This window comes from Novosphingobium sp. BL-52-GroH, assembly GCF_044813085.1.
Taxonomy (GTDB): Bacteria; Pseudomonadota; Alphaproteobacteria; order Sphingomonadales; family Sphingomonadaceae; genus Novosphingobium.
Map to the genome: position 1 here is coordinate 2108065 of NZ_CP171152.1, position 21936 is coordinate 2130000.

24 protein-coding genes, 1 tRNA gene and 1 riboswitch (1 of these 26 only partly in view) are annotated in these 21936 nt (G+C 69.6%); of the genes, 7 read left to right on the forward strand and 18 right to left on the reverse strand.

The window, feature by feature from the left end; all coding sequences use genetic code 11:
• Positions 1–300 precede the first annotated feature (300 nt).
• A complete protein-coding gene (locus ACFFDA_RS22785; RefSeq protein ID WP_404479561.1) occupies positions 301–798 on the reverse strand; it encodes an MmcB family DNA repair protein in 498 nt (165 codons plus the stop codon).
• Between the two features lie 113 nt (positions 799–911).
• On the opposite strand from ACFFDA_RS22785, the gene ACFFDA_RS22790 reads away from it, so the two are divergent.
• Positions 912–988: transfer RNA gene (locus ACFFDA_RS22790), tRNA-Arg, on the forward strand.
• Positions 989–1039: 51 nt separating this feature from the next.
• On the opposite strand, the gene ACFFDA_RS22795 is transcribed toward ACFFDA_RS22790, so the two are convergent.
• Positions 1040–1738, reverse strand: a complete 699-nt coding sequence (locus ACFFDA_RS22795) for a methyltransferase domain-containing protein (RefSeq protein WP_404479562.1) — start codon at positions 1736–1738, stop codon at positions 1040–1042.
• Positions 1735–2163 carry a cupredoxin domain-containing protein gene (locus ACFFDA_RS22800; protein ID WP_404479563.1) on the reverse strand — a complete coding sequence of 143 codons (429 nt, stop codon included), beginning with the start codon at positions 2161–2163 and terminating at the stop codon, positions 1735–1737. Before ACFFDA_RS22800 ends, ACFFDA_RS22795 begins: the two co-directional genes overlap by 4 nt.
• A 183-nt stretch (positions 2164–2346) precedes the next feature.
• Here ACFFDA_RS22800 and ACFFDA_RS22805 point away from each other — a divergent pair, with 183 nt between their 5' ends.
• From ACFFDA_RS22805 to ACFFDA_RS22825, 5 genes are read left to right on the forward strand one after another with little or no spacing between them, the layout of a single operon-like run.
• Positions 2347–2778, forward strand: coding sequence for a DUF2147 domain-containing protein (locus tag ACFFDA_RS22805; protein WP_404479564.1), 432 nt, complete (start codon positions 2347–2349; stop codon positions 2776–2778).
• Complete coding sequence (locus ACFFDA_RS22810) at positions 2775–3005, forward strand: acyl carrier protein (protein ID WP_404479565.1); 231 nt, start codon at positions 2775–2777, stop codon at positions 3003–3005. The genes ACFFDA_RS22805 and ACFFDA_RS22810 overlap by 4 nt, the downstream gene beginning before the upstream one ends.
• A complete protein-coding gene (locus ACFFDA_RS22815; RefSeq protein ID WP_404479566.1) occupies positions 3002–4243 on the forward strand; it encodes a beta-ketoacyl-[acyl-carrier-protein] synthase family protein in 1242 nt (413 codons plus the stop codon). The genes ACFFDA_RS22810 and ACFFDA_RS22815 overlap by 4 nt, the downstream gene beginning before the upstream one ends.
• Positions 4240–5328, forward strand: a complete 1089-nt coding sequence (locus ACFFDA_RS22820) for a type III polyketide synthase (protein ID WP_404479567.1) — start codon at positions 4240–4242, stop codon at positions 5326–5328. The genes ACFFDA_RS22815 and ACFFDA_RS22820 overlap by 4 nt, the downstream gene beginning before the upstream one ends.
• Before the next feature lies 1 nt (position 5329).
• Positions 5330–6454, forward strand: a complete 1125-nt coding sequence (locus ACFFDA_RS22825) for an NAD(P)/FAD-dependent oxidoreductase (protein ID WP_404479568.1) — start codon at positions 5330–5332, stop codon at positions 6452–6454.
• 9 nt (positions 6455–6463) lie between these two features.
• Here ACFFDA_RS22825 and ACFFDA_RS22830 read toward each other — a convergent pair whose 3' ends face one another.
• The 11 genes from ACFFDA_RS22830 to ACFFDA_RS22880 all read right to left on the reverse strand — a co-directional run bounded on the left by ACFFDA_RS22830 (position 6464) and on the right by ACFFDA_RS22880 (position 14576).
• Positions 6464–6787, reverse strand: coding sequence for a hypothetical protein (locus tag ACFFDA_RS22830; RefSeq protein ID WP_404482843.1), 324 nt, complete (start codon positions 6785–6787; stop codon positions 6464–6466).
• Positions 6727–7191, reverse strand: coding sequence for a Rieske 2Fe-2S domain-containing protein (locus ACFFDA_RS22835; protein ID WP_404479569.1), 465 nt, complete (start codon positions 7189–7191; stop codon positions 6727–6729). Before ACFFDA_RS22835 ends, ACFFDA_RS22830 begins: the two co-directional genes overlap by 61 nt.
• 118 nt (positions 7192–7309) lie before the next feature.
• A complete protein-coding gene (locus tag ACFFDA_RS22840; protein WP_404479570.1) occupies positions 7310–7582 on the reverse strand; it encodes a hypothetical protein in 273 nt (90 codons plus the stop codon).
• 411 nt (positions 7583–7993) lie between these two features.
• Complete coding sequence (cobU, locus tag ACFFDA_RS22845) at positions 7994–8503, reverse strand: bifunctional adenosylcobinamide kinase/adenosylcobinamide-phosphate guanylyltransferase (RefSeq protein ID WP_404479571.1); 510 nt, start codon at positions 8501–8503, stop codon at positions 7994–7996.
• Positions 8500–9969 carry a cobyric acid synthase gene (locus ACFFDA_RS22850; RefSeq protein ID WP_404479572.1) on the reverse strand — a complete coding sequence of 490 codons (1470 nt, stop codon included), beginning with the start codon at positions 9967–9969 and terminating at the stop codon, positions 8500–8502. Before ACFFDA_RS22850 ends, cobU begins: the two co-directional genes overlap by 4 nt.
• Positions 9957–10910 carry an adenosylcobinamide-phosphate synthase CbiB gene (gene cbiB, locus ACFFDA_RS22855; RefSeq protein ID WP_404479573.1) on the reverse strand — a complete coding sequence of 318 codons (954 nt, stop codon included), beginning with the start codon at positions 10908–10910 and terminating at the stop codon, positions 9957–9959. Before cbiB ends, ACFFDA_RS22850 begins: the two co-directional genes overlap by 13 nt.
• On the reverse strand, positions 10903–11886 hold the full coding sequence (cobD, locus tag ACFFDA_RS22860; protein ID WP_404479574.1) for a threonine-phosphate decarboxylase CobD: 984 nt from the start codon (positions 11884–11886) through the stop codon (positions 10903–10905). The genes cbiB and cobD overlap by 8 nt, the downstream gene beginning before the upstream one ends.
• Positions 11883–12593, reverse strand: coding sequence for an adenosylcobinamide-GDP ribazoletransferase (locus tag ACFFDA_RS22865; RefSeq protein WP_404479575.1), 711 nt, complete (start codon positions 12591–12593; stop codon positions 11883–11885). The genes cobD and ACFFDA_RS22865 overlap by 4 nt, the downstream gene beginning before the upstream one ends.
• Positions 12590–13159, reverse strand: a complete 570-nt coding sequence (locus tag ACFFDA_RS22870; protein ID WP_404479576.1) for a histidine phosphatase family protein — start codon at positions 13157–13159, stop codon at positions 12590–12592. The genes ACFFDA_RS22865 and ACFFDA_RS22870 overlap by 4 nt, the downstream gene beginning before the upstream one ends.
• Positions 13156–14172, reverse strand: a complete 1017-nt coding sequence (gene cobT / locus ACFFDA_RS22875) for a nicotinate-nucleotide--dimethylbenzimidazole phosphoribosyltransferase (RefSeq protein WP_404479577.1) — start codon at positions 14170–14172, stop codon at positions 13156–13158. Before cobT ends, ACFFDA_RS22870 begins: the two co-directional genes overlap by 4 nt.
• On the reverse strand, positions 14169–14576 hold the full coding sequence (locus ACFFDA_RS22880) for a DUF1636 domain-containing protein (protein WP_404479578.1): 408 nt from the start codon (positions 14574–14576) through the stop codon (positions 14169–14171). The genes cobT and ACFFDA_RS22880 overlap by 4 nt, the downstream gene beginning before the upstream one ends.
• A 183-nt stretch (positions 14577–14759) precedes the next feature.
• Positions 14760–14951, reverse strand: a riboswitch (cobalamin riboswitch).
• A 71-nt stretch (positions 14952–15022) separates the two neighbouring features.
• Here ACFFDA_RS22880 and ACFFDA_RS22885 point away from each other — a divergent pair.
• On the forward strand, positions 15023–16333 hold the full coding sequence (locus ACFFDA_RS22885) for a cobyrinate a,c-diamide synthase (protein ID WP_404479579.1): 1311 nt from the start codon (positions 15023–15025) through the stop codon (positions 16331–16333).
• 9 nt (positions 16334–16342) lie between these two features.
• Here the strand turns inward: ACFFDA_RS22885 and mdoH are convergent, their stop codons facing one another.
• The 4 genes from mdoH to ACFFDA_RS22905 form a co-directional block, all read right to left on the reverse strand.
• On the reverse strand, positions 16343–18172 hold the full coding sequence (gene mdoH, locus ACFFDA_RS22890; RefSeq protein ID WP_404479580.1) for a glucans biosynthesis glucosyltransferase MdoH: 1830 nt from the start codon (positions 18170–18172) through the stop codon (positions 16343–16345).
• Positions 18169–19656 (reverse strand): glucan biosynthesis protein, encoded by a 1488-nt coding sequence (locus tag ACFFDA_RS22895; RefSeq protein WP_404479581.1) that lies wholly within the window; start codon positions 19654–19656, stop codon positions 18169–18171. The genes mdoH and ACFFDA_RS22895 overlap by 4 nt, the downstream gene beginning before the upstream one ends.
• A gap of 96 nt (positions 19657–19752) precedes the next feature.
• A complete protein-coding gene (locus ACFFDA_RS22900; RefSeq protein ID WP_404479582.1) occupies positions 19753–20946 on the reverse strand; it encodes an efflux RND transporter periplasmic adaptor subunit in 1194 nt (397 codons plus the stop codon).
• A 4-nt stretch (positions 20947–20950) separates the two neighbouring features.
• A protein-coding gene (locus ACFFDA_RS22905; protein WP_404479583.1) for an RND transporter crosses the window boundary here: on the reverse strand, positions 20951–21936 show its 3' portion. The gene runs 34 nt beyond the window's last position; 986 of the gene's 1020 nt are visible here — the last part of the coding sequence; the start codon falls outside the window, past its right edge; it ends in the stop codon at positions 20951–20953.

Consider the following 21936-nt stretch of genomic DNA (forward strand, 5'->3'; position numbering starts at 1 on the left):
AAGGTGCACGGGGGCGAGCACGTTCGAAAAGACGAATCTTTAGGAAGAGCGCGCGCACGGCAAGGTGTCGTTACGGGCGACCCTGCGTGAGGAAGGAAGCTTGGGATTGGTGGCAACCGCTAGTCCGGTCCGGTCTTGGCGGCTTGCGCCTCGACCTCACGCTGCTCACGGATTGCGGCGGGAATAACCCCACGCGCCGGTTGCTGAGGCGCTACATAGTGTGCGGTGCAGCGAAGCGCAAGAAAATTACGCCCAGGCTTGACATTTGCGGCGAAGGTCCGAGCCGCAAGGCGGGTTCTTTCAATCTTCCGAACCCCATTGGAGCGTATGGGGATCGCCCAGCGTCACCAGCCGGCGCAGCGCGGCGCGGGCAAGACGCTCGGTCTCGACCTTGCGGCGGGCGGCGGCGATCTGGTGCAGGGGGGCGGGGCGCAGGATTTCCGCGTCGTAGCCATCCGCCACGATCACGCCGCAGCGTTCCGGCAGGAATGCGCCGGTTTCCAGCGGCGAGCGGTCGAGGGCAGGGGAAAGGCCCCAGTAGAAACGGTCGCAATAGTCGAGATAGTCCGTCCATTTCCCGTCGCCGAGCAGATCGGCGCGCGACACCTTGATCTCGACGATGATGACGTGACCCTTGGCATCGATCCCCATGAGATCGGCCCGGCGTCCGCAGCGCAGCGGCATTTCGGGTACGCACCAGATACCGTTGCGCGCAAACAGGCGAGATATGCCGCGCGCGACGCCCGATGCGGTTTGCGACGGGGCAGGGGACAGCGAGAGAGAATCGGCTTCGGCCATGCGCACATGATAGGAACATAGCGGGAACTTACAAGTCGTCCCGCAAGGTCGTGCGTCGAAGTCGAATTTGTCGCTGGAAACCCCCGCCGCCCTCTGCTAACCGGCCTTCCGTTGCACCCGTAGCTCAGCTGGATAGAGTGACGCCCTCCGAAGGCGTAGGCCACTGGTTCGAATCCAGTCGGGTGCACCATTTCTCCGATACCTTCCGGATCTATGTCGAGCGGGGCCGCTCGGCCCGCGCTCACGCGAAAATCCGCTCTACCGCGAGCCGGAAGGGAAATCGTCTCGCAATCCGCACCGCGCCGGGGTCGAGCCCCGAGCGTGCGAGAATTTCGGGCCATTCGTCCGGCCGATGCGAGCGTGCGATCGATAGCTGCCCGTCCTCGCGAACGATGCGATGGACTCCCATCATGCGCGCCAGCAGCGGGAAGCCGTGATAGGCGAAGGCGTGGCGGTGCAGGTCGCTCACCAGCCAGCCGCGCCTCGAAGCGTGTTCCATGTGCCGCAGGAAATGGCCGAGTTGATCGTCGCTCATGTGGTGGGCGACCTGGCTGCTGACGATGAAGTCGAATTGCTCGGGCTGGTCGGCGTAGTCTCCCGTCCGATAGTCGATGGCAAGCCCCGGCTGCGTGGCGGCCCGGGCGAGCCCCTCGCTCGCCGGGTTGAGGTCGACGCCGACCATCCTGGCCTCGATCCCGCGCCGGGCCGACCACCGCGCCACCGCGCGCAGCATGTCTCCATGGCCGAAACCAACGTCGAGGATGCTGAAGCTGCGCGCATCCCCGATCGCGCGCGACAGGAAGGCGAGCGTCGGCCGGGTGGTGAGCGTCCAGCGGTTGACCCGGGCCAGGTCGTGCAGCACCCGGCCGTACGTGCCGACGTCGAGTTCGGCCGCGTCCATCTGCTCTTCTTGGAGGGAGCGGGTCGCGAGCGATCTCATTGCACGACGATTTTGCCGGTCATCCCGAACGCGCCGTGCATGAAGTGGGTGCAGCGGACTTTGTAGGTGCCCGTCGGCGGCGCTACCAGGTGAACCTCGACGCTCTGCCCGCCCTTGAGCGAGATGGCGCCGCCGACGATCCTGCCACGGTCCGCTTCCGGGATCGTCGCGGCGGCGAAGAAGTCCTTCGCCGCAAAATCGTGCCCGCCCGAGGCCAGGTTCTCGAATCGCAGGGCATAGGCCCTGCCATGGTCCAGAGTGATCGTGGAGGGGCTGAACTGGAAGTTCGACAGTTGCACGGTGAGCGTGCTGACGTCACCGGGACCTGCCGCAACCGATGGTGCCTGCGACATGGCGGGCGCCGGGGCGAAGGTCTGGGTGGCAAGAGTGAGGGCAGCGGCAGCGACGAGACGCCAAACGATCATGTCCGGTCTCCAGTATCCCCGTGAAAGGGCACGACTCCGGCAATGCGGGCCGAGTGCATTTATCACATCGTTTCCGACCTATCCGAAGGATATTCTTTGCGCGCTCGCAGCTTGCGGGGGCTGGTAAAAGCGCGCAGTCTCCGTTTGAAATGGAAGCGGGATGCCCGGATGAGAAGCGTCTGCATGGTAATGGCCTGCATTCTCGTGGTCGGCCTGGGCATTGCGTCCACGCAAGCGCAGGCGAGCGTGCTCGGCCGCTGGCTGACCGACGACGGGTCGGGCGTGGTCGAGCTTGCGCCCTGCGGGCCTGCGCTGTGCGGGCGACTGGTCGCCGTGCGCGATCCCAAGGCACCCAGCCACGACGTCAACAACCCCGATCGCGCCTTGCGCGGCCGTATGCTGGTCGGAATTCCGATCCTCTCGGGGCTCGTGCGCGATTCCGGGAAGGATGGTGCGGGATGGAGCGGTGGCCAGGCATACGATCCCAAGGCCGGCCGCACCTACCGGGCCAGCATCCGCCTCGGCACTGCCGACAGGCTGGACGTGACCGGCTGCCTTTTCCTGTTCTGCCGAACCCGGCACTGGACCCGCGCGACCACGGAGCAAGCCCGTTGAATCACGACGACGTCATGGCCCTGATCGCCAAGGAAACGGGCCTGCCGCTGGAGCAGCTCAGGCCGGAAGCGACTCTCGCCACCCTTGATATCTCCTCGCTCGACCTCGTCAGCCTGCTGTTCGAATTGGAAGACAGGTACGGGGTGGAAATAGAGCCGGAAGAACTGTCACGCGAGACGACGCTGGGCCAGTTGCTCGAACGCATCGGGGTTGCGGCACCCCGGTGACCCAGGCCTCGATCGAAAGCGCGGCCCCCCGCGTGCTCGTCACCGGGATGGGCTGCGTCAGCGGCCTGGGCCGGGGCGTCGCGGCGAACTGGGCGCGCGTGCGCGAGGGCAGGGGCGCGATCCGCCCGCTCGTCCCTCCGGCACCTGCGGGCATGGGCGCATGGGTGGAGGCTCCCGCCGACGGGGAAGACCGCTTTCCCGGCATCGATGCGCAACGCCTGCGGCGCCTGGGCAAGCTCGACCCGATCTCGGCATTCGCGATCGAGGCGGCACTGGAAGCCGTCGCCGATGCCGGGCTGGACGGGCACCCCTCGCTGGAACGGCGCACCGCGATACTGCTCGGCTGTGGCAGTGGCGGCAACGCGACGATCGAGACGGCCTACGAGCGCCTCTTCGCCAGGGACGAGAGCCGGGTCCATCCCCAGACCATTCCCAGTTCGATGATTACCGCGCCGGCCGCGCACCTGGCGATGGTGCTGGGCGTGCATGGCGCGGTCTTCACGCTGTCCAGCGCCTGCGCCTCTTCCGCGCATGCCTTGGGCGAGGCGATGCACATGATCCGCAGCGGGCGGGCGGACGTCGTCGTCGCAGGAGGCGCGGAGGCCTGCCTGACGCGCGGATCGATGGTGGGCTGGCAATCGCTGGGCGTCCTCTCGCCTGACACCTGCCGGCCCTTCTCGTGCGATCGGCGCGGCATCGTGCTGGGAGAAGGCGCCGCCGTGCTGGTGCTGGAGAGCGAGGCGCATGCGCGGGCGCGGGGGGGCCATGTCCACGGGGAACTGGCAGGCTACGGCCTGTCGAGCGATGCCGGCCACATGACCGCGCCCGACATCGCCGGGATCACCGCCGCCATCCGCGCGGCGCACGAAGATGCAGGGCTGGCGTTCGACGTTCCCGCGCTTGTCTCCAGCCACGGCACCGGCACTGCGCTCAACGACAAGGCGGAGGCCGCGGCCTTGCGCCAGGTCTACGGCCACCATCTCGAAAGGCACCGCGTCATCGCAACCAAGTCCGCACACGGCCACATGATCGGCGCGACCGGCGCCATCGAGTTCATCCTGGGCATGAAGGCCCTGGCCGACGGGGTGGCGCCTCCCGTGCTCAACCACCTAGGCCCCGATCCCGAGTGCGACCTGCCGCTGGTGCTGGAGCCCGAGGCCTTCGCGCCCGCCGTGCTGGTCTCCAGCAGCTTTGCCTTCGGCGGCCTGAATGCCGTGCTGGTGGGGCGCCGGGTGTGAGCGCGACCGTGGCCCACATCAACCGCATCGGCACCGCCGACCCGCCGTTCGAGGTGCACGACGCGTTCGTCCGCTTCGTGACGTCCGAACTGGGCGACGAGCGCTCCCGCCGCCTGTTCGAGCGCATGGCCGCCCGTTCGGGAATAGCCCGGCGCCATTCCTTCCTCGAACCGGTGACGCTGGCCGACGGGACCGTCACCGATGTCGAGCGCTTCTACGGCAAGGGACCATGGCCCTCCACCGCGTTGCGCATGGAACGCTACGAGCGCGATGCCCCGCGCCTCGCGCTTGCGGCGATCGATGCGCTCGGCCTCGATCCGGGGACGGCGGGGATCACGCACCTCGTTGTCGCATCCTGCACCGGCTTCATGGCGCCGGGACTGGACCAGGTGATCGTTGCGCAAGCCGGCCTCGATCCCGGCGTGGAGCGGACGGTGGTGGGCTTCATGGGCTGCTATGCGGCGGTCAATTCGCTGCGTCTTGCCCATCACATCGTCCGCTCGACTCCCGAGGCGCGCGTGCTGGTGGTGACGCTGGAGCTTTGTACCATCCATTTCCAGCGCAACCGCGATCTGGCGAGCCTGCTGGCCATGCTGCTGTTCGGTGACGGCGCCGCCGCCGCGCTGGTCACGGCGGAGCCTGCCGGCATCGCCATGCGTGACTTTCGCGCCGTCACCATTCCCGGCACGGCCGATGCGATCACCTGGACGATCCGCGACCAGGGTTTCGACATGCACCTGGGCGGCGAAGTGCCGGCGCGCATCGCCGAAGCGCTCGCCGCCGATGCCCGGCGCAACGATGGCGGCGGCCTGCTGCGCGGCGCCGCGCCGCACGAGGTGGACTTGTGGGCCGTCCATGCCGGCGGCCGCACGGTGCTCGACGCGGTGGAGCACGGCCTGGGCCTTTCGCCAGAGGCGCTGGCGCCCTCCCGGGCGGTGCTGAACGATCATGGCAACATGTCGTCCGCCACGCTGATGTTCATCCTCGCCCGCATGCTCGCGGGGCAGGCGCGGGGTGCCGGGCTGGCGCTGGCGTTCGGTCCGGGGATGGCGGCGGAGAGCTTCCGCTTCGATTTCGAGACCTGAGTTGGTAGACACCGGGCCTGCCGACGTGCTCGTCGTGGGCGCGGGCCTTGCGGGCAGTGCCGCCGCCTGCCTGCTGGCGCGCGAAGGGCGCAAGGTGGTGCTCCTGGACCGGCAGACCGGGCCCCACCACAAGGTCTGCGGCGAGTTCCTTTCGGTCGAGGCGGCGCAGCATCTGGGCGACCTCGGGCTGGACCTTCGCGCGCTGGGCGCCACGTCGATCGACCGGGTCCGCCTGGTCTCGGGTCGCAACGAGGCCGAGGCGCGCCTGCCGTTCGGGGCATTCGGGCTCAGCCGCCATGCGCTCGACGAAGCCCTGCTCGCCCTTGCCGTAGAGGCCGGGGCCGAAGTCGAACGCGGGGTGCGCGTGCTGGAACTCGACGGCGCCGCCGCGCGCACCAACAGGGGAAGCCGCGAGGGCCGCCATGTCCTGCTGGCCTCCGGCAAGCTGCCTATACGCGAAAACGGGGCCGCTCCGGCAGGCCGTTCCGACGATGGCTACGTCGGCTTCAAGATGCACTACCGGCTTGCCGCGGCCGCATCCCGTCGTCTTGCCGGAACGATCCTGCTCGTCCTGTTCGAAGGCGGCTATGCGGGCCTGCAGATGGTCGAGGACGGGCGCGCCAACTTGTGCGTGGTCCTGCGGCGCAGGCAGTTCGTGGAGGTCGGCGGGGATTGGCCGGCCGTGCGCGACCGGCTCGATGAAACGCAGGCTTTGCGCGACATGCTCGCCGACGCGGAGCCGCTATTCGAACGGCCCGTGACGATCGCCAACCTCGCCTATGGCCTGCCGACGCGCGACCTCGGCGACCCGCGCGTGCTGCGTCTCGGCGACCAGTGGGCGATGACCGCCTCGCTGACTGGCGACGGCATGGCGATCGCCTTGCGCAGTGCCTTCGTCGCCGCCCGCTGCCTGGTGGCGGGAGAGGATGCCGCGACCTACCACCGGCGCCTTGCCGAGCAGGCACGATCGCAGATCCTGCGCGCGATGGTGCTCCAGAACATGCTGGACCGGCCTGTCCTGCGACGGATTGGTTGCCGGCTGGCCGGCGCTTTCCCGTCGCTGCTCACGCATGCGGCGCGGAGCACCCGCCTGCCTGAATGGGACGCGGGCTCCGGGCCGGCCTGACAGTCGGCTTCAGTATCCGAAGAACCGCTTGAGCCCGAGCGCCTTGAGGCCGCGGCGGTAGGTCATCGAACTCATGTCGGCCGGGATATGCCCTTCGTCGGCAGGGTCGAGCGGGAGCCATTCGGGCATCTGCGCCTCGACGATGGCCTTGTCCTCCTCGAATATCCGCTGGTTGAAGTCGTAGACGTCCTGCACTGGCAGGTTGGTGTCGAAATTGCGCGCGATGGGCGCGAACAGCCGGGTGACCCTGGCGGAAACCGGGGAGGCGGCGTTCATGATGACGAGCCGGTCCTTGTCGGGGAAATGAATCTCCAGCGTCGCGGTGAACGGCAGGTGGCAGCGGAAGGGCCATAGCGCTCGAAACTGGGATAAGTCGTCAGATTGAGGCGCTCGGGAATGTCGCGCGCGGGGTGTGCGGGTACATGGACGCATTTGCCGCCGGTGCCGAACTTCAGGCCATGGTAGGCGCAGACGACGCCGCCCGCCTGCTGCGTGCCGAGGCTCAGCGGCACGCCGCGATGGGGGCACACGTCCAGTGCGACGACCACCTCGTCACCCGACTTGTAGATCACCAGCGGCTGGTCGAGCAGCTTCGTGCCGATCGGCTTCGGTCCGACCTCGCGTGCCAGGGCCACGGGATACCAGTGGCGGGCAAGGACGAACCAGTCCTCGGGATCGAAAGTGCAGCGGAGCGGCAGGGCAGGGCGGCGGGTGTCGATGACAGCAGCGGTGGCCATGGAAATTCTTCCGTTGGGGAGTCGTTTCCATGGTCTTCGTCAACTCGGAGCGCTCTATCAAACGCAATGATTCACACATCGCGTTGCAAAAATTCGGGCAGTGTTGCTCCGCGCTATCTTACTTGACGACGTGGATAGGCGGGCTGCCGCCCTCGTGCTTTTCCCCGGCGGCCTTCGCCTCGGCGGATCGTGCGACGATCGCGTCGTGTTCGGCAAAGACCCTTTCGATTTCGACGCGCTTGTCGAAGATCATGCGCGCGACACCGCCGGTCATCCCGCCTTCGTCACCGACGCGGCCCAGCACGCCGGCAAGGTCTTCCAGAGTCGCCTTCTCTGGACTGCTATGGAGTCCGCCCTTGGAATCACGGTAGGCGGTGCATTCGCTGGCCATGAGCTTTCTCCGTTTGTTCGCTAAATGATAATGCGTAATCCGGGCATTGGTTGCTTTCTCGAGACGGCCGGGGGGGTCGGCATGACCTGACCCTTCGCGCCCGTTCGCAGCATCTCATGCCCATCGACAATACGAAAGACGGTCGATGGGCTCATGGATATTCGCCGGGGTAATGGGAGCCGTTTTTGGCCCACTGGTTTTTTGGGAGGTCCTTTCGGCGCTGGCCTTTGCCGTCATTTTCGGATCGCTTTTCAAGGCGATCGCCATAGCCCGGCCGGAGAACTCCAGGCATGGCCGCTATGGCGATGGCGGCGCCGAGGGAGGGGTGCGATGCGGATTCGTCCGCCGGTTGTTCGGACGGCGGGAGCGATGGCGGAGGCGGCGGCGACTGGGAGAGCGATTCGCCCACCGTCACTTCAAGCGCAGCGGCAGGCCCGCCGCGACGAATTGTACTTCGACGGCCGTCGCGGCGATCGTCTGGTTCAGGCGGCCGGCCTCGTCCCGGAACCGCCGGGCGAGGGCATTTTCGGGGACGATGCTGAGGCCCACCTCGTTCGAGACCAGCACCAGCGGCACCCGGCAGCGACGCATGGCCTCGCATGCCGCAGCGACGGGTTCATCGAGGGGAAGTTCCGCCAGCATCAGGTTCGAAAGCCACAAGGTCAGGCAGTCGACCAGGATTGCGGCGGCATTCTGCGCGGCCCGGTCGATGGCCCCGGCAAGATCGAGCGGTTCCTCCAGCGTCGTCCAGCGCGGGCCGCGATCCTCGCGGTGGCGAGCGATGCGCAGGGTCATCTCGTCGTCGAACGGCTGGCCGGTGGCGACATAGGCGAGGGGCCCTGCGTGCGTCTCGACCCGGCCTTGCGCATAGCGGCTCTTGCCCGAGCGCGCGCCGCCGAGCACGAACAGGGCGCCGGTCATGGGCGCACCCCGGCGAGCGCGAGCAGGCCGTCGATGTCGATGTGGGTCTCCATCGCCTCGGCCAGCGCATCCAGCGCGGCGTCGACCCGCGCATCGTGGTCGAAACCGTCCGACGTGCCGCCGATCCGGGCGAGCAGTCCGGCCCGCAGCGTGGGTCCGGCAAGCAGGCCGTGGCAATAAGTCCCGAGCACCAGCCCGTCGCGGCTGATGGCGCCGTCCTCGCGGATACCGGCCGGCCCGCCTTCGAGGCGCGCGAAGGGACGGACGGCGTCGGGCCCCCGGGTCATGCCCATGTGCATCTCGTAACCGGCGAAACGGGCGCCAAGCGCGGTGCCCCGGACTTGGGCGAGGGCCTTGCGATCGCCGAGCACGGTGGCGACGTCCAGCAGGCCAAGCCCGGCTACTTCGCCCGGCTCGCCCTCGATGCCCTGAGGGTCGGCCACGGTGCGGCCCAGCATCTGGTAGCCGCCGCAGATGCCCAGTACCGCGCCGCCGCGCCGGTGGTGGGCGAGCACGTCGATGTCCCAGCCCTGCGCGCGCAGGAACGCGAGGTCCGCGATCGTCGCCTTGGAACCGGGCAGGACGATCAGCGCAGCGCTTGCCGGGATCGGGGTTCCGGGCGGGATCATCGCGACTTCGACGCCGCTTTCCTGGCGCAGCGGGTCGAGGTCGTCGAAATTGGCGATGCGCGGCAGGATCGGGCAGGCGACGAGCAACTTGCCGGGCTTCGTTCCCAGACCTCGCTCCAGCACCACGGCGTCCTCGCTGGGCAATTGCGCGACGGCCGGCACCCAGGGCAACACGCCGAAGCCGCGCCAGCCCGACCGCTCCTCGATCGCGGCATAGCCGTCGGCGAATAGCGCGGGATCGCCGCGGAACTTGTTGATGAGGAAGCCGTGGACCATCGCCGCGTCCTGCGGGTCGATCACGGCGCGGGTGCCGACGATCGCGGCGATGACCCCGCCGCGGTCGATGTCGCCGGCGAGCACCACCGGCACGCCGGCTTCGCGGGCGAAGCCCATGTTGGCGATGTCGCCTTCGCGCAGGTTGATTTCCGCCGGCGAGCCGGCCCCTTCGACGAGGACGAGATCGCAGCGCGCCTCCAGCCGCCGGTAGCTGGCGAGCACTTCGGGCAGCAGCGGGCGGCGCGCCTCGCGGAAGTTGGCCGCGCCCAGGGTGCCGCGCACCCGGCCATGGACGATCAGTTGCGAGGTCCGATCGGCCTGGGGCTTCAGCAGCACCGGGTTCATGTCGACATGGAGCGGCGCGCGGGCCGCGAGGGCCTGGAGCGCCTGGGCACGGCCGATCTCGCCCCCCTCGGGCGTGACCGCGGCGTTGTTGGACATGTTCTGCGGTTTGAAGGGCAGGACGCGTAGGCCCCGGTTAGCCGCCGCGCGGCACAGCCCGGCGACCAGCACCGACTTGCCGACGTCGGAGCCGGTTCCCTGCAGCATCAGGCCGGCCATGCGGCAACTCCCACTGTCACCATCAAGGCGATCGCTCCCAGTACGGCACAGGCGCGCCGGTATACAGCGAGGGCGCGGCGCAGGTCCTGCGGGCGGGCCTCGCGTCCGTCCTTGCCGATCCACGGCTTGGCGGCAAGCAGCCCGTCGTAGGCGACCGGCCCGGCAAGGCGGACCCCGAGTGCCCCGGCCATCGCGGCCTCGGGCCAGCCGGCGTTGGGCGAGGCATGAAGGCCGTGGTCGCGGACCATCGTGGACCAGCCTCCGCCACCGGCGAGGCAAAGTAGCAGCGCCGAGAGGCGCGCGGGCGCCAGCATGGCGACGTCGTCGATCCGGGCGGCGGCCCAGCCATAGGCGCGATAGGGTTCCTCGCGGTGGCCGATCATGCTGTCGGCGGTGTTGATCGCCTTGAGCGTCCACGCGCCGGGTAGGCCGAGGAGCACGAGCCACAGGAGCGGCGCCACGACCCCGTCGCAGAAGCTTTCGGCAAGGCTCTCGATGGCGGCGCGGGCGACGCCGGCCTCGCCCAGTTCAGCGGTGTCGCGCCCGACGATCATGCCCACGGCGCGGCGCGCGGCGGGAAGGTCGCCGGCCTCGAGCGCGGACAGGATCGGGCGGACATGATCGTCGAGACTGCGCGCGGCCATGGCCGGCCAGGCGAGCAGGGCAAGGACGGGCCAGGCCCAGGCGCCTGCCAGCGTTCGCACGCCGGCCTCGGCGAGGGCGACGACGCAGGCGGTGAGCGCAATCAGCAGGACCATCGCGGCGATGCCCGCGATCCGGCGATGGCGGTCCGATCGATCGGGGCGGTTGAGGCGTCGGTCGCACACCCCGATGACGTTCGCGAAGAGGCCTACCGGATGGCCGATCAGGGCGTGAATACGCGGCGGCCAACCCAGCAGCGCCTCGATTCCCAGCGCGGTAGCGGCGATCGGCTCAGCCACGGGCGAGAGCCCTGTCGAGGCGGTCCAGCGAAGCGGGGTCGGCCGGGACGCCGAGGCGCAAGGTATCGGGCTGATTGGCGAAGGGGCGGGACAGGATACGGGCCCGGGCCAGGCGCGTGAAGAGTGCCTCGGCATCGCAACCGGCCAGATAGCGGAAAAGCGGACAGACTCCCTGCGGGGCGAGGCCGTGGCGGTCCAGCACGCGGTCGAGAGCGGCGGCGCGGCGCGGCAGTTCGGCGCGGGTCCGGGCGATCCATTCGCCGTCCGCATAGGCCGCGCGCCCGATCGCGAGCGCGGCGGCGTGGATCGGCCAGCTTCCCAGCGCCGCGCGCAGCGGTTCTCGCAGGGCACCGGGCGCGATCACGAAGCCCAGGCGCAAGCCGGCAAGGCCGAAGAACTTGCCGAAGGAGCGCAGCACGACGAGTCGCCCGTCGTCGCCGACCTCGGGCGCGACGCTCGCTTGCGGATGGCAGTCCACAAAGGCCTCGTCGACCACCAGCCAGCCTCCGGCGGCGGCGATGCCGGCGTGCCAGTCGAGGATGGCGGCCGGGGTATGCAGGAGTCCGTCCGGATTGTTCGGGTTGGCGAGGACGATCGCTTCGGGGCGCTCGGGACTTTCACCGAAAGCGACGGGACGCGATATGGCGAAGGCTTCCGCATGGGTGCGGTAGGCGGGCACGAGCGCGCGACCGGGCATGGCCAGCATGGGGGCCAGGAGGCGCAGCGCCGTCTCGCTGCCCGGCACCGCGCAGACGAGCGCCGGGGCCACGCCGAAGTGGCGGGCCGCCTCGGACTCCAGCGCGGCGAGGGCGTCCGGGTCGGGCAGGGCGGCCCAGTCGGTCGTGGTGCCCGTAGCGAGCGGCCACGGCGCCGGATTCAGGCCGGTCGACAGGTCCAGCCATTCGCCGGGATCACCGCCGAAGCGCCGTGCGGCCTCGGTCAGGCGGCCACCATGGTGGAGGAATGCGCTGGTCATGCGCCGAGGACCAGTGCGAGGAGCAGCGCGGTTTCGACCAGTTCGATCCCGGCGCCGTGGCCATCGCCCGATATCCCGCCCAGCCGTGTTTTCAGCCACAATCCCCAGATCGCGGCGGCGGGGAACAGGACCAGCAAGGCAGGGGCGAGCGCCGAGGCGATCCCGATCGCCATCGTCGCCCAGACCGCGAGATGCCAGCGCCCCACGCCGCTGCGGAAACGGGTGCCGAGCCCATCGTGCAGCGGCGGCAGGAACAGGCTCCAGGCGATCGGGGCGATGCGGGCCAGGACCGGCACCACCACCAGCGCCGCGACCTTGTCGGCGGGAATGGCGTGGAGGAGCACCAGCTTGGCGATCAACTGGAGCACGATGACGACCACGGCGAAGCTGCCGACGTGCGGGTCGGCCATGACCGCGGAAAGCCGCTCGCGGCCGCGATGGGCAGCGCCTGCGCCGTCGGCCACGTCGCCCAGGCCATCGAGATGGAGAGCGCCCGTCATCGCCACCCAGCCAGTGAGGCCCGCCAGGGCGCCGAGCCACGGGTCGCGCGCGTAGAGCAGCCACCATGGCATGGCGACAGTGGCGCCCACCGCCAGTCCCGCGACCGGGAACCACCGCATCGCGGCGGCGAAGTCCCGCGCATCGGCTTCTACCGGCGGCAGCGGTAGCCGGGTCAGGAACTGGAGCGCGAGGACGAGGTGCTTCACGCGCTCAATGCCACGATCTGCGCGGCCGGCATTCCGTCGTCGGGCCAGAGGCGCAGGCTCAGGACGCAGGAGTAAGGCAGGTCGAAAGCCCATACCTGGCGATGTTCCATGTGGAACAATGCGGCCAGCGCCGCACGCATGGCGCCGCCGTGGGTGACGACGAGGCTGGGCTGGTGCAGGTGCAGCACCGCCTCGCCGACGCGGGCGCACAAGTGCGACCACCGTTCGCCTTCGGGCGGGGCGCAGGCGTCGGGATCGTCCCAGAAGCGACCATAGGCGCCCGGCTCGACCTCGGCGGGATCGAGCCCGGTCCAGGCGCCGAAATCGAGTTCGCGCCAGCGCGCGTCCACCGTGTCGGAAGCACCACGCGCGGAGGCGATCCGGCGCGCAGGAACAAGCGCACGGGCAAGGTCGGAGGATATCACATGGTTGAAATCGAGCCGATCCGCCGCCGCCACGCAGCGGGTGACGCCGATCGGCAAGGGTGCCTCGTCCAGCTGGCCGAGCAGGCGGCCGGGCCGGGCCGGTATGCCATGGCGCATCAGGTGCACGAGAAAACCGTTCATGGCCGGCCGGCTACCGCTGCCTCGTCGAAAGTCGCCATCTCGTCGTGGGCGGCGAGCGCCGCGCGTACGATCGGCACGGCGAGCGCTGCCCCGGTCCCTTCGCCAAGGCGCAGGCCAAGGCGCAGCAGCGGTTCGAGCCCGAAGGCTTCGAGCAGCCGCGCGTGACCGGCTTCGGCGGAGCAGTGCGCGGCGAGGCAGTGGCCGGTCAGGCGCGGGTTGTCGCGGACCAGCGGGGCGATCGCGGCGGAGGCGATAAAGCCGTCGAGCAGCACCGGCACGCGCCGGAGCCGGGCGGCAAGGATGGCCCCGGCCATCGCCGCGATCTCGCGCCCGCCCAGCCGGCGCAAGGTCTCGAAGGCATTCAGACAGGCCGGGCCGTGCAGCGCCAGTGCCGCCTCGACCGCTGCCGCCTTGCGCAGCAGCCCCGCCTCGTCGACGCCGGTGCCGCGCCCGATCCAGTCGCCCGGCTCGCCACCCTGCGCCTGTGCGCAGAGGGCAGCGGCGGGGGTGGTGTTGCCGATGCCCATCTCGCCAACGAGCAAAAGCTGGGTATCGTCGAGCAGCGCCGCTGCGCCCTGGTTGAGGGCGTCGAGGCATTCCTCCACGCTCATCGCCGCCTCGCGGGTTATGTCGCCGGTCGGCCGGTCGAGATCGAGCGCGACCACCGAAAGGTTCGCCGCGCAGGCTCGCGTCAGGGCGTTGATCGCGGCGCCGCCGGCCTGGAAATTGGCCACCATCTGGACGGTGACTTCGGGCGGATAGGCGCTTACCCCCCGTGCCGCGACGCCGTGATTGCCGGCGAAGACGACCGCCTGCACCGTGTCCGCACGGGGCCGCCCGGTGCGCTGCCAACCCGCCATGAACACGGCGACGTCCTCGAGCCGCCCGAGCGCGCCAGCCGGCTTGGTCAGCCGCGACTGGCGGTCGAGCGCGGCCGCCCGGCCTGCGGCATCGGCCTCGGGCAGGGCGGCGAGGGCGGCGGCGAAGGCGGCGGGGTCATCGAAACGGATCATGTACAGACGAAGCCTTCCGGCGGGGTGCGGGTGATGAAATGGCCTTTCACGCCCTGCGGCCATTCGCGGAAGGGCACGCGCCCCTCGTCGCTGGCGGCATGGGCGGCGGCATATTGGAGGATCGCGCGGGCCGCCTCGGCGTCGGGCGTGAAATCGCCCAGCACGTAGCCGACCTTGCCCGGTGCGCGGATGTGGACGGTGCAGGAGCGGGCACAGGCGAAGAGGCAGGGCATGGCCTGGATCGCCACGCCCTGCAGCGCCGGATCGGCGGCCTGGACGCTGCGCATCGCGTCTTCCAGCAAGGCGCCGCCGCGCCGGCCCTGCTCGTCCTGGCGGGCTTCGGTGCTGAGACGGCAAGTGTTGCACACGACGACCGATGGTCCGGGCACGACGGGTTCGAGCATCACAGGCAGCTCCTTGTTCCGAAACTGGCGGTGGAAGACAGCGCGACTATGGCGAACAATCGGGGATTCACGGGCACTTCCTTCGGCAGACGACATCGACCTCCTCGGCCCGCAGGCCGCTGAAGTCCGAGTGTCGTCACGCGAGGAATTGCACCCTCGTCCGGCCGGAGCACCCTGTCCGGTCGAAGAACGACTGCGCCGGGCAGGTCTCCTGGCTCGCGGGTCGGTGCCAGTTCGGCCGCCTTCTCAGGACCGTGGGTCCCAATGGCGTAGTGGCCGAATGGCTCGCCGCTTACAGTTGCAGGGGCAGCCCGGGTCTTTCACCCGAGTTCCCTTTTGATCCCCTTGCGGGGAACCTGGCGCGATGCGGCAACTATCTTGCCCGGAGGCGGGGCGCAAGAGGCCGGTGCTTGCGCGGATCGGCGAAGCTCCATAGGCGGCGGTGCATGATCGAGGAAACATCCAGGCACTGTCCTGCGCTGCTGGTCGCCGCGCCCGCCTCCGGCCAAGGCAAGACGCTGGTCACCGCCGCGCTCGCCCGCCGCCACCGTGACGCGGGACGGCGGGTGCGCGTGTTCAAATGCGGCCCCGACTTCCTCGACCCGATGGTCCTGGAAGTGGCCAGCGGGGCGCCGGTGCACCAGCTCGACCTGTTCATGTGCGGCGAGGATCAGTGTCGTGCCCTGCTGCACGAAGCGGCGGCCGAGGCGGACCTGATCCTCGTCGAGGGCGTGATGGGACTGTTCGACGGCGATCCCAGCGCCGCCGACCTGGCGCAGCGCTTCGGCCTGCCGGTGCTGGCGGTGGTCGACGGTTCCTCGATGGCGCAGACGTTCGGGGCGCTCGTCCATGGGCTTGCGACATACCGGCCGGGGCTGGACCTCCATGCGGTGATCGCCAACCGGGTCGGCAGCGAGCGCCATGCGCACCTGCTCGAACAGAGCGTGCCCGCAGCGGTGACCTGGCTCGGCGCGCTCCCGCGCGAGGCGGACGTGGCGCTGCCCGAACGGCATCTCGGGCTGGTGCAGGCGGGCGAAGTCGACGATCTCGATGCGCGGCTGGCGCGGGCTGCGGCGCTGTTGCCCGAGGCGGCATTGCACCTGCCGCCGCCGGTGCCCTTCGCAGCGCCAGTGGACCGCCTGGGCATCGCCCCGGGCCTTGCCGGCAAGCGCATCGCCGTCGCCCGCGACCGGGCTTTCGCGTTCCTCTATCCGGCCAACCTGGCATGGCTGGAACGGGCAGGCGCCGAGCTGGCGTTCTTTTCCCCGTTGCGCGACGCGCAGCTGCCCGACTGCGATGCCCTGTGGCTGCCGGGGGGCTATCCCGAACTGCATCTGGAAGCGCTGGCCGCCAATGCGTCGATGCGCGCCTCGATCCGGGCGCATCACGCCGCCAACCGCCCGATCCTCGCCGAGTGCGGGGGCATGCTCTATGCCTGCACCGCGCTCGACGACGGGCGGGGAACGCGGGCGGAGATGCTGGGACTGATGCCGGGAGAGGCGGTCATGCAGGCACGGCTTGCCCGGCTCGGTATGCAGCAGATGGAGCTGGAAGGCGGGACGCTGCGCGGCCACACGTTCCACTATTCGCGGCTGGAAACGCCCGCCGTGCCTAGCGGCCTAGCCCGCACGCCCGACGGGCGCGAGGGCGAGGCGCTCTATCGGACCGGCTCGCTCACCGCGAGCTACATGCACTTCTACTTTCCTTCGGCGCCGCTGGCTGCGGCAGCGCTTTTCGCGGGGCGGGCCGAGGGCTGAACGCCCCTCTCAGGCTTCGACCAGCGCCTGATCCGTGGTCCGCGGGGTTTCCGGCTCGGGCCCGCTCGAGGCTTCGGTGATGCCGGGCTCGGGGACGCGGAAGAACTTCGCCGCCGCGGCCCGGGCGCCAAGCGTTTCGCTCGACGTCACGCTGATGAGCCAGGGCGAGGCGACGAGGCCGACGATGATCGGCGAGAGCCACAAGGCGGTCATCGGGTCCAGCCAGGCGGTTCCGGCAAGCGCGGCGCCCAGCAGCAGGTGTTCGCGCAAGTCCGGCAGGATCTCGCGCACGGTGATGCGGCGAGCGTCGCGAGCCTGGGTGTTCCAGCCCGCCGAAATGCCCAGCAGCAGGCCGAGCAGCGCCTTGGTCTGAGTGACCATGGTGATCGGTGCGAGCAGCATGCCAAGCACGATCTCGGTCGGCACCGTGCGCAGGATCGCGCCAGCGCCACCGAAGCTGCGCCGGCGGTCGCGGTCGGCCAGCATCCAGATCGTGCCCATCAGCTTGGGGCCGAACAGCAGCACCAGCGTCAGCACCAGCACGCTCGGCGGGGCGAGAGTGACGAAACCGCCGGTGCCGCGCGTGGCGACCTGGCCTATCATGGTGAGGATCAGCAGCAGCCAACCCGGGGAAGTGAGGTAGGCCGAGGCGCCGATCAGCAGGTGCAGGCGGCTGGCCCAGTGCAGGCCCGATGCGCCGAGCAACTGGAGGTGCTGCAGGTTGCCCTGCATCCAGCGCCGGTCGCGGATCGCCATGTCGACGATGGTGGGCGGGAATTCCTCGTAGCTGCCGCCGATCATGACCATGTGCACGGCCCATCCGCGCCGCCGCAGCAGCGCCGATTCAAGCATGTCGTGGCTCAGGATATGGCCGCCGAACGGCGCCTTGCCGGGCAGTTCGGGCAAACCGCAGGATTCGGCGAAGGCGCGTGTGCGCACGATGGCGTTGTGGCCCCAGAAATTGGCTTCCGAGCCCGACCACCACAGCAGTCCGGCGCTGGCGATCGGCCCATAGGCTTCGCTCGCGAACTGCATCCAGCGCTGGAACAGGGTCCTGGCGTTGGTGATCATCGGCACCGTCTGGAGCAGGCCGATCGACGGGCGCTCCTCCATGATCGAGGCCATGCCGACGATGGTGTCACCGCTCATCATCGAATCGGCGTCGAGGATCAGCATGCATTCGTAGGACGCGCCGAAACGACGGACCCACTCGGCGATGTTGCCGGGCTTGCGCGCGGTGTTCTGCTCGCGGCGCCGGTAATAGACCTTGATCGGCGCCTCGCGGGCCAGCTCGCGCCAAGCGGCTTCCTCGCGCTTGCCGTGGAAGGGGTTGGAATCGCTCAGGACGAAGAAGTCGATCCACGGCGCGCCGCCCGACGCGGCGATCGAGTTCGCCATGGCGCGGGCGCGGGCGAAGACTTCCTCGACGCTTTCGTTGTAGACCGGCATCAGCACGGCGGTGCGATGGCGCAGGCTGGAAGCGGGGCTCGGCAGCGCGGTGAAGCCGGGATGCTCGCCGGTGATGAGCTTGAGGAAGCCGATCGTCGACGTGACGAATCCGAAGGCGATCCAGCAGAACAGCGGCACGAAGAACAACAGCAGCGCCACTTCGACCCAGTCCAGCCCGTCACGCGAAAGCTCCATGCGCACCGTGCTCGACGCGGCCAGCCCGATCACTGCGGTCAGCGCCAGCAGGAGCAGACGCTTGACCAGCATTCCGTGCGGGCTGGTGAGCACCTCGCGCGCGCCGGGGGGATTGCCGTAGAGGTTCTGCACCGGCATCGCGATCGGCGCCTCGGCAGGCAGCATCGGCGGATTGGGGAAAGGCGTCACGCTCATGCTTCGAGAGCCTTGATGACGGTTTCGCTGAGAGCGGTATCGCCGCGCTTGAGGAAGAGGCGGAACTGGGGCTGGTTCAAGGCTTCGGTCCTCACGTCGAGCATCACGCGCCAAAGCGCGTCGCTGCGGGCAACGGGATAAGCGACGGCGGAGACAATGGCTCCCTTGGGTAGGTCGGTTTCGGGGGTAACGCCGCTGTCGCGGGTCAGTCCGGCAAGTGCAGGTCCGGCAAAATCGAAGACGAACTTGCGCACGCCCGCGACCGGCGGCGCGCCGGGAATGCCGCCCGGACCTTCGTGGACGTCGACGCAGCGCGAGGCGCGGTCTGCGGTCGGGTCCTGCGAGGTCCAGGTCAGGCGGTAGGCGAAGTCGCGCCGTTCCCCGGCTCTGGCCGGCTTGTCGCCGCGCCAGAACAGGGCGATGTTGTCGAGCGTCTCGCTCTGTGTCGGCATTTCGTAGAGGCACACCGCGCCCGCGCCCCAGTCGCCCTTGGGCTCGACCCAGAGCGAGGGCCGGCGGTCGTAGAAGACGCCGTCGTCCTGGTAATGATCGAAGGCCTGGTCGCGCTGGAGCAGTCCGAAGCCCTTGGGCGAGGGCGCGCGCAGCGAATGGAGCTTGGCGGCGGAAGGGTTCTCCAGCGGCCGCCAGATGCGCTCGCCATTGCCGGCCCAGATCGCCAGACCATCCGAATCGTGGATCTCAGGGCGCCAGTCGCGCCGGGCCGCCGGGCTCGACTGGTCGTACCAGAACATGCTGGAAGCCGCGGCAAGCCCGAGCTGCGCCACGTTCCTGCGCAGGAAGATTGCGGCGGTGACGTCCTGCGTCACGCTCTCCTGGCCCTTTCGGCACTCGAAGGCATAGGCGCCGGTCAGGCTGGGCCCGTCGAGCAGGGCATGGACGCGCACCGTGTCCGGCCCGGTCTGCTCGATCCAGAAATGGGTGAAGGCGGGAAATTCCTCTCCCGTGGCAAGCCCGGTGTCGATGGCGATGGCGCGGGCCGAGAGTCCGTACTGGTCGCGTGATCCGGAGGAGCGGAAGTAGCTGGCGCCCTGGAAGGCCAGCCAGTCGCTGCGGCCGGTGGCGTCCATGACGCGGAAACCCACGGCATCGGTGTTCTGGCTGCTCACGAACAGCCCGGCAGTATCGACGATCTCGCGCGCCTGCCCGCTCTCGACGATGGAGATGCGTACCGGCTTGGGTGCGGTGCCGCGGGTCGCGGGGAACAGGCGGACGTTGCCGGCGATGGCCTGGGCATCGCCATAGGTCAGCTTGACGGCGGCATCGTAGTCGGCAGCGGCGCGGGGCGAATCGGGAGTTTCGACGTAAGGTTTGCGGGCCTGCGCGCGGGCGCGTGTGACGAGCGTGGCCCAGGAGAACGGCGTCGCTTCCCCGAGGCGCCCTGCCGTCGCCGCCCGGACTCCGCCCGGCATGGCGCTTGCCGCCGCGAGCGCCGCGAAGAGCCTGACGGCCGTGCGGCGCGACATCTGGCCGTCGATGCTCAGAAAATGAACCCCTTTTGTAGTCGCAACTGCCTCGGTCCGAATACGCGCGAGGCCCCGTATTGTTGCACTGCAAACCTGTCAGCGGCCTGACCGGCCCTCACCGCTCGTCGCATCCCGCCAACCGATGATCGCCCGATCGCCCGGTTCAAGGTCGTTCGCAAAGACTTCGGTACGCTTGCCGTCGCTGCTGCCGACGGTGACGTAGATGCGCTTGGGCTCGCCATCGTCGAGCACGTAGATCCGCTCGCGCCGGTGTCCCTGGCGGGCCGCCGGTTCGAATACCAGCGCGGCATCCGGCACCAGCAGAACGTTGCGACGCTCCGGCAGCTCGATCTCGACGGTGGCGGCCATGCCGGGGCGCACCTTGGGATCGGGCTTTTCGATCGTGAAGACCGCGTGCGGCGGCGCGGCCTGTGGCGGCGGGCTGATGCGCAGCAGGGTGAGCGTGGCCGACTGCGGCGTGTCGGGCATGGCATCGAGCCGGACACGGGCCAGAGTGCCGGCCTTGATCGGCGCGGTGGACTGGGTGGTGAGGGGGACTTCGACCGTCAGCGGCGCGAGCCCGGCAGCGATCGTGAAGAGGGGCTGCTGTTCGGCGACCCTTTGTCCCGGCTGGACATGGCGTATCACGAGCGTACCCGAGATCGGCGCGCGCACTTCCGAGCCCGCCTGCCGCGCCTGGTCGTCCTTGAGCTGCAACTGGGCCGCCTGGACTTCGGCGCGGGCGCCCGTTACCGCCAGGTCGGCCCGGCGCGCCTCGGCGCGGGCACGCTCGATCTCGTTCAGCGCAGGCGCGCGTCCGCCCGAGCGTTTCCATACGCTTTCGAAGCGGGCGAGGCGCGAGCCGGTGTCCTGCGCGGAAACCCTGGCCGCATCGAGCGCGGCCTGGGCGGCGGCAAGGCGCGAGCGGTCGATCGCGACGGTGCTCTCGGCCTGGCCGGCGTCGATCACGGCGAGCACCTCGCCTTTCTCGACTTCGCCGTCGCTCTTGCCCGAAACCCAGGTGACCTGGCCCGGGAGAAGCGCCGTCACCGTCACTTCGCCCGATCCGCGCACTTGTCCGCGCTCCGACACGAGAGGCACGAGATTTCCCCGCTCGACGGGTGCGGAATAGTAGGGCGAATCCTCGCCCGTGACGAACCGGACGAAGAACGTCACCGCGCCCAGCGCCGCCAGCGCCAGAACCAGAAGGCTGAGCCAGTGGCGCATGACATGGCGCGGCGCGGCGCCCAGCAGGGCGTCGAGAGGCGTATGCGCATCTTGTTCGGTCACGACTTCATTCACAGGCGGCAGTCACCGTTATCGTCTCGTCCTTCACTGGCGGATAAGCGGCCAAGAGCGGGTCGAGTCCCTCGCGTGACCAGCCTGCATCCTGCCCGGACCACAAGTCCAGCGTTGCCGTCACCCGGGCCGCCCTGGCATCGACGAGCGCGAGGTCGACTGCGGTGGCGGCAGCTTCCGCGACATACAGAGTCGAGAAGCCGGCGGCTCCTTGCCGATAGGCGGCGCGGGCATCGCGGACGGTGCGCCGGGCTTCCTCGAGCGCTTGTGCCAGTCGCGCCTCGCGCAGGACGCCATCGGCCAGCGCTGCGCGGCGCGGGTCTTCGGGCGATGCGATCGCGAGCGGATCGACGGGCGGATCGGGGATTGCACCGGGCGTGCCCAGCTTGCCGGCCAGGCTTTCGGCCGTATCGCCGAGAAGGCGGGCGAGTTCGGCAATGGCATCGGCCAGGCGACCTTGCGCGAAGCCCAGTTCGCCCCGGGCGGTCTCGTCCTGCGAGCGCGCCAGGGCGCCGTCGATCGCCGGGGCCAGGCCCGCCTCGCGGCGGAACTGGGCGACTTCGGCATTGTCCTTGTACTGGTCGCGCAGGGCGTTGCGCAGGGCGATGTCCTGCTGGAGCCGGCGAACCTCCACATAGGCTAGCGCGATCTGGCGGGCCAGGCGGGCGCGGCGGGCCGCCACGCGGTCCATGCGCTGCTCCCGGGCCTCGGGATCGGGGCGAACGCGCTTGTCGCCGAGCAGCCGCCCGAGCCTGACGCCGATGCGCCTGGCATCTTCGGCGACTTCGCGATCGTACTGTCGCAGGCTGGAAACGCGGCAGGCTATCTCCTGGCTCGAATCGAGCCCCTGCTGCACCAGGGCCGCAAGCACCGGATCACCCGCCTCCCGCCACCACGCGGGGGCTGCGGGTGCGGGTGCGGCATCCCGGGGAGCGGCGGCCTCGGGAGTGGGCGTGCGCGGGACATTGCCGCCGGCAGCAC